Annotated in this window: 1 protein-coding gene; it reads left to right on the forward strand. The window is 70.0% G+C overall.

Annotated features, from left to right (window positions below):
* Window positions 1-72: 72 nt before the first annotated feature.
* Window positions 73-12,717: an amino acid adenylation domain-containing protein gene (locus ACPEH1_RS13005; protein WP_423715890.1), complete on the forward strand. Its 12,645-nt coding sequence runs from the start codon at window positions 73-75 to the stop codon at window positions 12,715-12,717.
* The last annotated feature ends 10 nt before the right edge of the window (window positions 12,718-12,727 follow it).

Here is a 12,727-nt window from a genome sequence, read left to right on the forward strand (position 1 = left end):
CTGCGCGGCCGGGCACAGGGGTACGGGCGGGAGGCGTCCGTGCCGAAGCAATGGACTTGGAGGCACTACGACATGGATTCGCTGAACGACAGGATCGCCCGTCTCTCTCCCGCCGAACGCGACGCACTGATGCGTGCGCTGCGCCAGCAAGGCACTACGGCGGCACCGGCACCGATCCCGCTGGTGGATCGCAGCCAGTCCGTACATGCCGTCAGTCCGGCCCAGCAGCGCATGTGGATGTTCCAGGAGCGCGGCGGCAATGCGGCGTACAACATGTCGTCGGCGGTCCGCCTGCGTGGTCCCCTTGATCTGCCGGCGCTGCAGTCCGCGCTCGACGACCTGCAGGCGCGTCACGAATCCCTGCGGACCACCTTCGAGCTGGATGGCGTTGCGGTGGTGCAGCGCGTACATCCTGCCGGGGGCCAGGCGCTGACCCAGGTGGATCTGTCACCGCTGACAGCCGCCGATCGCGCCGCGGCGGTGGATGCCCGCTGCGCCGCGCTGAGCCAGCGCGTGTTCGATCTGCAGACCGGGCCCCTGTTCGAAACGCAGCTGCTGCGCGAGGACGCAGAATCGCATGTGCTGCTGGTGAACATGCACCACATCATCTCCGATGGCTGGTCGATGGGTGTCCTGATCGGCGAGCTGAGCCGCCTGTATGCGGCCCATGCGAGCGGGGCGACGGCGGCACTGGACCCGTTGCCGGTGCAGTACGTCGACTACGCGCACTGGCAGCAGGACCAGATGGGCCCTGACCAGGCGCGGCGTCACCTTGCGTACTGGCGCGAGCGTCTTGCCGATGCTCCGCCCCTGCTGGACCTGCCGGGCGACTATCCTCGCCCCGCAACCAAGAGCTTCCAGGCCGCGACGCTGTTCTTCGACCTGGATGCGTCCACGGCCGACGCGGTGGCCGCGCTGGCCCGTCGTTGCTCCGCTACGCCTTTCATGGTGCTGCTTGCGGCATTCGAGGTACTGCTGGGCGTCCACAGCGGGCGCAGCGATATTCTCGTTGCAACTCCCGTGGCCAATCGGGGACGCTCGGAGCTGGCGGGGGTCATCGGCTTCTTCGCCAACACCGTGCTGCTCCGCGATGCGATCGACACGGCACTCAGCTTCACCCAGCTGCTGGATCAGGTGCGGCATGGCACGCTGCAGGCCTATGCCCACCAGGAGCTGCCGTTCGACCAGGTCGTGGACGCGCTGAATCCGGTGCGGAGCACCGCGCACGCCCCCTTGGCGCAGGTGTTGTTCGCGGTGCAGAACGTGCCCGGCGGGGATCTCGCGCTGGGCGGGCTGGCGATCGAGCCGATCGAGATCGGCCGTGAGGGCAGCGATTTCGATCTGGTGCTGGAACTGCAGCCGCAGTCCGCCGGGTACCGTGCGATCCTCACGTACAGCACGGACCTCTACCAGACCGAGACGATGCGCACCTTCGGTGCCCAGTACGGCGCGCTGCTGAGCGCGCTGGTGCGCGCGCCGGAGGCGCCGGTGGCCGGGACGATCGCGGCGGCACTGCCCCCGCGGTTGCCGTTGCCGGAAGGGGCGGCGGTCGATGCCACCACGGTGGCCGCCCTGCAGGCCCGCTGCGCGGACATGCGGCTGGTGGACGCAGACGGCGTCCACGAGGGCCGGGATCTGCTGCAGGCGGCGGTCCCCGCGGCCCGCGCGCTGGCGGGCACCGCCGGCCAGGGGGCGGTGGTCGGTGTGGCGATGGACGATGCGGTGGCAGGCTGGACGGCGGTGCTGGCGTGCTGGCACGCAGGCGTGGTGCCGTTGCTGGTGGACCGGACGTTGCCGGCAGGCGCGCTGCGCGCGCTGCTGGGGCGCCACGGCTGCACCGTCCTCATCCATGACGGAGAGGAACCGGCGTCGCCGCTCGACGCTGACCTGCGCGCGATCGCCTGGCGCGATCTGGTCGCGCCGGACGCCGCCGTCGTCCCGGACGCCCTCTGGTCGCCCCGTCTGGATGTACCGGCCCTGCAGGTGGACTGCGAAGGCACCGCACGGGTCTGCTCGCATGACACGCTGCATGCGGCGGTTCTGCGGCAGGGCCGCTGCTGCGCCTTGGTGCGTGGCGACGACGTCACCCTGTTGCGGCATCCCGGTACGGCAGGATTCGTGCGCGACATGCTGTGGGCAGGCCAGGCGGCGCGCGTGATCCTGCACGCCGGTGGCATGTCGGGCCAGGCGCTGCTCTGCGACGACCGCTGCATCGGCGAGGTGCAGGCGGCGCATCCGGGCCTGCTGCCGCCCATCCTGATCTACGTGGGCGGGGCCACCGATCTGAACCGCCTGCAGGCCAAGGTCGGCGGCGCGCTCGTCCAGCTTCACCATCTCCACGCGCTGACCCCGTCGCCGGCGCATGTAGTCGCGCAGTCGATGGCCGGCGGCAGCGCGTCGCCGGGTCAGGACCGCTGGGAGGCGTGGGATGCCGCGTTGGAGATCTGCGACGCGCAGGGCCGTGGCTGCGCCCCGACCATCGCCGGCAACGTGCGCGTGGCCGGTCCGTCGCCGCTGACGCTGCAGCGACGGGGGCGCTGGCGTCCGGACGGACAGTTGCAGTTGCTGCCGGGGCCGGCCGATGTGGTCCGCCGCGATGGCCATGCGCTCGCACTGGCGGGCATCGAAGCGACGGTGCAGGCGCATGCGATGGTCAAGGATGCGCACGTCGCGCTCCAGCCCACCGCTGACGGCGACCGGCTCGTGGTGTACGTCGTGGTCGCGCGCAGCGAAGCGGTGGCGTCGGTCGCCGAGGCCACCGCGCTGTTGCTGCCGGTGGGCCTCCGTCCGGACATCTGGGTGAGCGTATCGACCATTCCGCTGTGCGCCGACGGTCGGGTCGACCTCGCCGCGCTGAAGATGTGTCCTGCGCTGGCAGACACGGACATGGCGCGGGTAGAGCAGGCGCTGTCCGAGGCGACCGCAGGCGCCGATACGGCCGCAGTGCTGGTGGACACCGAGGTGCAGGCGCGTCGCCACCACCTGGCCGATGCGATTCCGGGCTGGCGTCGCCAGGCCGTGGAGCAGGCCCGGGTCGAGGATGCCGCGGACGCGACAGTGCAGGCGGCGACCGCGCCGCAGGCTGACGCGCTGCTCGAGGGCAATGCCCTGCCGTCGGACCTGCCGACCGACCTGGGGGCCGTGCTGCGGCGCGCGGCGGCCGGCGACCGGGGGGTCATCTGCATCGACCGCGACGGCGTGGCCGTGCGCCGCAGCTATGCCCAGGTGCTGGTGGAGGCCGAGAAGGTGCTGGGCGGGTTGAGTCAGGCAGGCGTTGTCCCCGGCGACATCGTGGTGCTTCAGCTGGCCGACAACCTGGACGTCGTCCCGGTGTTCTGGGCCTGCGTGCTCGGCGGACTGGTGCCGGTGCCGCTGGGGGTGCTGCCCAGCTATGACGTGCCCAGTGCCGGACGCGACAAGCTGCTCAATACCTGCCGGCTGCTGCAGCCCAGGGCGGTGGTCGCCAGCGCGGCCCAGTACAGTGGAATCGCCGCGCTGCTGCGTCGCGAAGACGTGCCCGTCGCCGTGCTCGACGGCGCCGTGCTCGCACGCGCGCAGGCACCGGGTCACCTGCACACGCCCGATGCGGATGACGTCGCCCTGCTGCTGCTGACGTCCGGAAGTACCGGCATGCCCAAAGCGGTGCGACAGAGCCACCGGGCGCTGATCGCACGCTCGGCCGCCACAGCGCTGCACAACGGATTCGATGCCGGTGCCGTATCGATGAACTGGATGCCGCTGGACCACGTCGGTGGGCTGGTCATGTTCCACGTGCTCGATACCTGGCTTGCCTGCGAACAGCTTCAGGTCGCCACCGAGTATGTGCTGGAGGCGCCGCTGCGCTGGCTGGACCTGATCCAACAGTACCGCGCAACCGCCACCTGGGCACCCAACTTCGCCTTCGCGCTGGTCAATGAAGCCGTGGACCACGCGCCCGAACGCAGCTGGGACCTGTCCTCGATGCAGTTCATCCTCAATGGCGGCGAAGCGATCGTCAGCAAGAGCGCGCGCGGGTTCCTGCGTCGCCTGCGCGCCTTCGGCCTGCCCGGCACCAGTATGCGCCCCTCCTGGGGCATGTCCGAGACGTGCTCGGGCGTCGTGTTCTCGCGACTGACCCTGGAGGGCAGCCGTGATGACGATCCGTTCGTCGCGGTGGGCGAGCCGATTCCCGGCGTGGCCATCCGCATCGTGGACGCCGACGACCGCGTGCAGCCGATGGGACGGGTCGGACGCCTGCAGATCCGGGGCCCGAATGTCACCAGCGGCTATCTGCACAACGTCGAGGCGACGTCGGAGGCGTTCACCGCCGATGGCTGGTTCAACACCGGCGACCTGGCCACGATCGGTGCGGTGGGGTTGACCATCACCGGTCGCGAGAAGGACGTGATCATCATCAACGGCGCCAACTTCCACAGCCACGAGATCGAACAGGTGGTGGATGAGACCGGCGCCGTGCAGATCTCCTTCACCGCTGCCACCGCGGTGCGCGAGCCGGGCGCGGCGACCGATCGACTGGCGATTTTCTTCGTTCCCGCCGCAGAAGCGGGGGACACCGATGCCGCCATCCGCGCGGTGCGGCAGGCGGTCCTGCGCGGCTGCCAGGTCAATCCGTCCTACATCGTCCCGTTGTCGGTCGACGATGTGCCCAAGACCTCCATCGGCAAGATCCAGCGTGGCCAGCTGGCCGCGCAGCTGATGGCCGGCCAGTTCGACAGCCTGCTGCGCACGCAGGACCTGCTGGCCGGCAACGCCAACACGGTGCCGGCGTGGTTCCACCGACGCACGTGGCGGCCTGCGCAGCGTCGCGCGATGGGGGCACGCACGCCTGCTGCGCGGATCGCGTTCGTGGATGATGCGCTGCAGGCGCGCGCGCTGCTGGCAGCGTCGGGCGACACCGTGCCGCTATGGCTGGTGTGGCCGGCCGGTGGCGCGCCTGCGGTGGACATCGTCGCACCGGACGGGGCAACGCCTCGAACCCATGTGGTGCGCCGCGACCGCGCCGAGGATTACCGGGCACTGCTGGATGCCGCGCTTGCCAGCACGGCGGGCGTGCTGCAGCTGCTCTGGTTCTGGCAGGACCCCGTCGATGCGCCGGCGCACGACCCGGTGAGTGAGACCGATGCGGCCCTCGCTCCGGTGCGCACGCTGCTGCGGGTGCTGGCGCAGTGCGCTCCCGCGCAGGACGTGCAGTTCCTGCTCGCACGCGGCGGTGAGGCCGGCGCCACGGCGGCAGATGCCGCGTTGCCGGGCCTGCTGCGCACCGCCGCGCTGGAAGCGAGCTGCCTCGAACCCAGCCTGGTGCACCTTGCCGATGCCGACGCGGAGGGGACCGTCGCGCGGCTTCTGGAAGAAGGCAGTGCCGCCGCGCTCGATCACGAAGTGATGTACCGGCGGTCGCAGCGCCTGCTGCCTCGGTTGTCCGAGCTGGACGTCAGCGCCGCCGATGCACAGCCGTTGCCGCTGGTCAGGGGCGGAACCTACCTGCTGACCGGTGGCCTGGGGGGTATCGGCCGGTACCTGGCCAACCGGCTGTGCCACGAGTTCGATGCGCAGGTGCTGCTGATCGGGCGCAGCGCTGCCACGCCCGATGGCGATGCACGTGAGCGTGAGCGGGCCCGCGTCCTTGCCGAGCTGCGGTCGCGTGCGCGCGATGGCGCTGTGCTCTATGTCCAGGCCGATGTCACCGACAGCGCTGCCGTGTGCGCCGCCGTGGCCGAGGCCGAGCGGCGGTGGGGACGGGGGCTGGACGGGGTGTTCCACCTGGCGGGCGATCTGGCGGAGGGCGGCAATGTAGCCGCGCACTGGTCGCAGGCCAGCCGCCACGGCCTGGCGGAAGAGACCGAGCAGGCCTACCGTGCCGCACTGACGCCCAAGGTGGGCGGGCTGCATGCCGTGGTGCCGCTGCTGGAGGAACGCCCGTCGCTGCTCTGCGTGGCGTTCTCGTCGGTCAACGCGCTGTACGGCGGTGCGACGTTTGGTGCCTATTCGATGGCCAACGGTGCGTTGGCCGGGTATGCGGAACAGCTGCGCCCGCGCTTCCCCAACACCTACGTCATCGACTGGGCCATGTGGGACGACGTGGGCATGAGCCAGGACAACCCCGGCTATGCACGCGAGGCCTCGCGCGCGATGGGCTACCACGCCATCAGCCTGGAAGAGGGCTGGGTGTCGATGAAGGCCCTGCTGTGCCGGTCGCCAGGACGCTATTCGGTCGGGTTGGACGGTGCCAATCGACACCTGCTGCCCGACATCGAGGGCACGCCGGCCCGACGCCGCGTGCTGGCTGCCTACATCGCGGCGCCTGCGGCCCTCGTCGCACAGGCGACGGATACCTACCGCGACGGGCTGGGGCACCGGCATGTGCTGGATGTGCGGCCGTGCGAGCGCATTCCGCGCCTGCCCGACGGCTCCCTGGACGAGGCCGCGCTGGCCGGCATGGGCGCCACGGGCGCTGCTGAAGGCCATGATCCGCAGCTGCCGCGCAACGCCTGCGAGCGCACGCTGGTGGAGGTGTGGCGGCAGGTGTTGGGGCTGCAGCGGATCGGGGTGCATGAGAACTTCTTCGAGCTTGGGGGCGATTCGGTACTGGGCACGCAGGTGGTGGCACGGGCCAACCAGGCGGGATTGCGCCTGACCTCCCGGCAGCTGTTCGAGCGGCAGACCATCGCCGAACTGGCCGAGGTCGCGGCGCAACCGGACGCACCGGCGATTCTGGCCGAGCAGGGGGTGCTCAGCGGCGACTGTCCGCTGGCACCGATCCAGGCGTGGTTCTTCGCGCAGCCATTCGCGCACCCGCATCATTGGAACCAGTCGTTGCTGCTCAAGGTCAACCGGCCTTCGCTGGACCTGGCGGCAATGCAGGCCGCGCTTACCGCGCTGGTAGAGCACCACGACGCGTTGCGGCTGTGCTATCGGCAGGACGGGGGCCGCTGGCATCAGTCCTACGGTGCTCCGGAGGAGGTGGTGCCGGAGTGGCACGACCTGGGCATGCATGCACCGGAGGCGGCCGCCCAGGCCATGCAGGACCAGGCCGCCGCGATGCAGGGCAGTCTTGTGCTCGAGCGTTCGCCAGCCCTGCGTGCCGCGTGCTTCGACTTGGGACACGGCGAGCTGCGACTGCTGCTGGTGGTCCACCATCTCGTCACTGACGGGGTGTCCTGGCGCATCCTGCTGGAAGACCTGGCCACGCTCTACACCGCGCATGCGGCGGGTACACCGGCCCTCCTGCCGGCCAAGACCAGCGCCTACAAGGCGTGGACCGGGCAACTCCAGCACTACGCCCGCACTGAGCAGGCCAACGAGCAGGCGCGCTACTGGCACGGCATGCCGCTGGCGCCGCTGCCAGTGCCGCTGCTCGACGGCGGCCACAACCGGCATGGTGGACAGGAGCAGTACGAACTGGCGTTGGACGAAGGCGACACCCACTGCCTGCTCCGGGAGGCCGGCGCGGCCTACCGCACCGAGATCAATGATCTGCTGCTGTGCGCCCTGGCGCTGTCTGCCCGTGCGCTGACCGGCCAGCTTCAGCTCAGCCTGACGCTGGAAGGCCACGGACGCGAAGACCTGTTCGACCAGATCGACGTATCGCGGACGGTGGGCTGGTTCACGTCCATGTTCCCGCTCACGCTGGACCTGCCTGCCGCGGGCGACGAAGGGCGTTGCCTGCTGGCGGTGAAGGAGCAGCTGCGCGCGCTTCCCGGCAAGGGACTGGCCTATGGCGTGGTGCGCTACCTCGGGGCGGGTGTGGATGAGGCGCCTGCACCGGCGGTGAGCTTCAACTACCTCGGACAGTTCGATCAGTCGATGGGGCAGGGCAGCCTGTTCGACCTCGCGCTGGAACACCCTGGCGCCATGCAGGCCCACGACGAGACGCGCACCCATGCGATCGACGTGGTCGCCTTCGTCAAGGACCAGCGGCTGCAGGTGGTGTTCACCTATTGTCCGACGTACGTCCGGAAGGAGGATGTCGCCGCATGGGCCGCGCAGTATGTCCAGGCGCTGCGCGGCCTGGTGGGACACTGCGTGCTGGCATCCAGCGGCGGACTGTCGCCCTCCGATGTACCGCTGCTGGAGGACGGACAGGAGGAACTGGACGCGCTGGTCGCGTCCACCGGGCTGGCCTCGGCCCGCATGATCGAGACGATCTTCCCGGTCACCCCGATCCAGCACGGACTGATCTACCACTCGCTGCTGGCCCCCGGTGAGGGCGTGTATGTATCGCACCTCCGCAACCAGATCAGCGGGCGTCTGGACGCAGTTGCCTTCCAGCAGGCCTGGCAGATCGTGGCAGGGCGCCACGATGTCTACCGCGCCAGCGTGCAGCGCGCAGCGGGTGCGGTACCGGTGATGGTGGTACAGCGCAGCGTCGACCTTCCGTGGGTCTTCCATGACTGGCGGTCGCTGCCGCCGGCCCAGCAGGAGCAGCGCTACCAGGCGCTGCTGCAGGAGGACCGCGAGCGCGGCTTCTGTTTCGAACAGGCGCCGTTGCTGCGGGTCTACCTGCTGCAGTTTGCCGACGATGTCCACCGCTTCGTGCTCAGCGAACACCACGCGGTGTCTGATGGGTGGTCGCGATCGATCGTGCTCGCCGAAGTGCTGGCGTGCTACCAGGCGCTGGTGGCAGGCCGCCGGCCGACGCTGCCCGAACCCCGCCGTTTCGCCGATCACGTGGCGTGGCTGCGCCGCCAGGACCGCACCTCGATGGCCGCGTATTGGCAACGGACCTTCGAGGGACTGTCGCCGCGCCAGCCACTGGCCGGTGGCAGCCTCGCTGCTCCCGCACGCGGAGAGAAGCGTCCGTGCGCCTCGCGCGGCACCCTCGACGGACGGCACACGGCGGCTCTGCAGGCGCTTGCGCGTCGCTGCCAGTTGACGCTCGGCGTGCTGGTGCAGGGCGCCTGGGCGATTCTGCTCGCCCGCTACAGCGGCGACGCGGACGTGGTGTACGGGTGTACCGCCTCGGGGCGGCCGGTGGATCTGCCGGGCGTTGAACGCACGGTCGGACCCTTCATCAACAGTCTGCCGGTGCGGGTGCAGGTCGACGACACGCGGGAACTGCTGCCGTGGCTGGCCGGTCTGCATGCCGCGCAGTCCGAGCGTGAATCGCACGGACACTGCTCGCTCGCCGATATCGTGCAGTGGACGGGCCTTGCCGCCGGTACGCCGCTGTTCGACACGCTGGTGGTGTTCGAGAACTATCCTGCGGTCGATGGCGTTCTGGGCGATGGACTGCGGATCGACTGGGCCGACGCGCTGGACCAGACCGAGCTGCCGTTGACATTGATGGTCGAGCCCGGCGAATGCCTGTCGTTCTGCCTGTACCACGATGCACAGCGTTTCGCCCCGGCTGCTGCGACACGGCTGCTCGGCCATCTGGCCCGGCTGCTGCAGTCGATGGCCGAACAACCGGCCTCGGCGCTGGGCGCGCTGCCCATGCTCACCGCAGCCGAGCAGGCGGCCATTGATGGGGAGTGGAACGCCACTGCCACCGATCTGGGGGACCCCGACGCGACCCTGCATGGCCTGTTCGCTGCCCAGCTTGCGCGGACGCCGGATGCCGTGGCGGTCATCGCCGACGACAGGCAGATGACCTACCGACAGGTGCACCAGCACGCGCTTGCCGTGAGCCGGCGGCTGTCCGCCGCCGGCGTGCGCCCCGGGCAGCACGTGGCGGTGGTGATGGAGAAGGGCTGGCAGCAGGTGGTCGCGGTATACGCGGTTCTGTACGCGGGCGCGGCCTACCTGCCGATCGAGTCGTCCTGGCCGGCCGAGCGCCGTGCCTTCCTGGTCGGCCACGGTGAGGCAGCCGCAGTGCTGTCGGTGCCGGGTGTCGCCTGCGGGGATGTGCTGCCCGCGGGCGTGGCACGGCTGGACATCCACGCCGATGATGCGCTGCTGGAGGGGCCGGTGCCCGCACTGCAGGTGGCGACCGATCTGGCGTACACGATCTTCACCTCCGGCTCGACGGGGCAACCCAAGGGGGTGATGATCGATCATCGCGGCGCGGTCAACACCGTCCGCGACATCAATGCGCGCTTCAACGTGGAGGCGCGGGATCGCGTGCTGGCGGTATCGTCGCTGAGCTTCGATCTTTCCGTGTATGACATCTTCGGCCCGCTGGCAGCAGGGGCTGCGGTGGTGATGCCTGCCGCGTCCGCGCAGCAGGATCCGGCCGCCTGGACGCAGCTGCTGCAGGCCCACGGGGTGACGCTGTGGAATTCCGTGCCGGCGCTGCTGCAGCTGCTGGTGGACGAGCTGGAGCGGCAGGACCGCTGTCTGCCCGGCAGCCTGCGGCTGGCGATGCTGAGCGGCGACTGGATACCGCTGTCGTTGCCGCAGCGCTACCGGGCGCGCTTCCCCGGCGGCGCGATCGTGTCGATGGGCGGGGCCACCGAGGCGTCGATCTGGTCCATTCTCTATCCCATCGGCGAGGTCGACCCGTCCTGGCCCAGCATTCCGTACGGCAAGGCACTGGCCAACCAGCGCTTCTACGTGCTCGATGCAAGGCTGGCGCCTTGCCCGATCGGCATCGAGGGCGACCTGTTCATCGGCGGCGTCGGCCTGGCTCTCGGCTACTGGCGCGACCCGGTGAAGACCGCCGCCAGCTTCATTGTCCATCCCGGCACGGGGGAGCGCCTCTATCGCACCGGCGACAGGGGGCGCTACCTGGACGACGGCAACATCGAGTTCCTGGGGCGCGCCGACTTCCAGGTGAAGGTCAACGGTTATCGCATTGAACTGGGCGAGATCGAAGCAACGCTGCAGCAGCAGCCGGGCGTTGGCGATGCGCTGGTGGTCGTCCGCGAGGACACGCCGGGCGAACGCCGGCTGGTGGCCTACGTGCGGCCCTCGGAGACCGGCGGACCGGTGGCGGCCACGCTGCGGGAGGCACTCGCCGAGCGCCTGCCGCATTACATGGTGCCGTGGCATTACGTGACGCTCGCGGCCTTCCCCTTGTCGGCCAACGGCAAGGTGGATCGCAAGCAGTTGCCGCTGCCGGACGGGCAGGCGGCGACGCTGCCGGTGGCGCCCGGTACCCTGTCGGCCAGCGAGGAGCTGCTGCTCGGCATCTGGAGTGAAGTGCTGGACCGGCCGGTCGTGGACCGCGACAGCAACTTCTTCGAGATGGGCGGGCACTCGCTGTTGACCGCCCAGGTCGTGGTCCGCGCGCGGGAGGCGTTCTCCATTGACCTGCCGGTGCGCGCGCTGTTCGAGTCGCCCACGGTGGCTGGATTGGCATCCCGCATCGATGCGCACCGGTCTGCAGGCATTTCCCGTCGAGCGCCGTCGGGGCCGGTCGCCGACGATGGCGCGCTGTCCTATGCGCAGCGTGGTCTGTGGTTCCTGGACCGTCTCCAGGGCCAGGACGCGACCTACAACATCACCACCGCGCTGCGCCTTGACGGGGTGCTCGACGAGGAGCGCCTGCGCGACTGCCTCGCGCACCTGGTGGAGCGCCACGCCGCCCTGCGCACGCGCTTTGTCGACGACGCCGGCGTTCCGCGGCGGGTGGTGGATGAGGGCAGGGCGGACGCGATGCGGCTGATCGCCTGCGACGCGGAGGCGCTGGAGGCCATCGCGCGTGAAGAGGCCGCAGCGCCGTTTGACCTCGCGACCGGGCCGGTGCACCGGTTCACCCTGGTGCGGATCGGGCCGGTGCAGCATGTGCTGCTGCTCAGCGTGCATCACATTGCCGCCGATGGCTGGTCGATGGCGCTGCTGCTGCGCGAGCTGGCGGCACTCTATGCAGGCGGTACCGAGGGCGCCCGGTTGCCGCCGTTGCGGCTGCGCTACGCCGATCACGTCGCGCGCGAACGCGCGCTGCAGATGGAGGGTGTCACCGGGACGCAGCTGGACTACTGGCGTACCCGGTTGGCCGGCCTGCCCGCGCTGCTGCCGATCCGCACCGACCTGCCGCGGCCGGCCGTGCAGAGCTTCCGGGGCGCCACAGTGGACCTGCGCATCGGCGGCGCGGTGCGGGATCGCGTTGTCGCGCAGTGCAACAAGCAGGGCATCACGTTGTACATGTACCTGCTCGCGGCGCTGGATGTGGTGCTTGCGCACGCCAGTGGCAGCCGCGATATCGCGGTGGGAGCGACCGTGGCCAACCGCGCCGAGCGGGACCTGGAAGCGGTGTTCGGCCTGTTCGCCAACCAGGTGGTCATGCGCGTGGATCTTGCTGGTGATCCCACCTTCGAGGCACTGCTCCGGCGCGCACGTCAGACCGCCCTGGATGCGTATGCGCATCAGGACGCGCCCTTCGACCAGGTGGTGGACGCGGTGGGCCATCCCCGCACGCTGGCCCACACCCCGCTGTTCCAGGTGAAGCTGGTGCTGCAGAACGTCCCGATCCAGCAGGAGGCGATGCCCGGCCTGATGGTCGAGCCGGTGGGTGTGGACGCCGGCTCGTCCAAGTTCGACCTGCAGTTCACCATCGAGGAGGTGGAAGGCGAACTGCGTGGCAGCCTGAGTTTCAACACCGATGTATTCACCCGCGCCACCGCTGAGCGCCTGTCGGCACAGTTCGCGCACCTGCTCGACGTCTCCAGTGCAGCACCCACGCAGACCGTGGAAGCGCTGATCGAGGCACTGGCACGGATCGAGGACGCCGCGCAGGCGCGCCAGGCGGCATCGTTGCAGGAAGCATCCCACGGCATGCTGGCGCGCAGTCGTCGGCGCAACGCCATCATCAACGAAGGAGTCGTCGACCATGAGTGAGATCGAATCG

It is taken from the genome of Stenotrophomonas sp. NPDC077421 (assembly GCF_049545505.1).
Taxonomy (GTDB): domain Bacteria; phylum Pseudomonadota; class Gammaproteobacteria; order Xanthomonadales; family Xanthomonadaceae; genus Stenotrophomonas; species Stenotrophomonas nematodicola.

Coding starts and splice junctions, on each gene's coding strand:
- ACPEH1_RS13005 (WP_423715890.1), top strand. CDS start 73: ATGGATTCGCTGAACGACAGGATCGCCCGTCTCTCTCCCGCCGAACGC.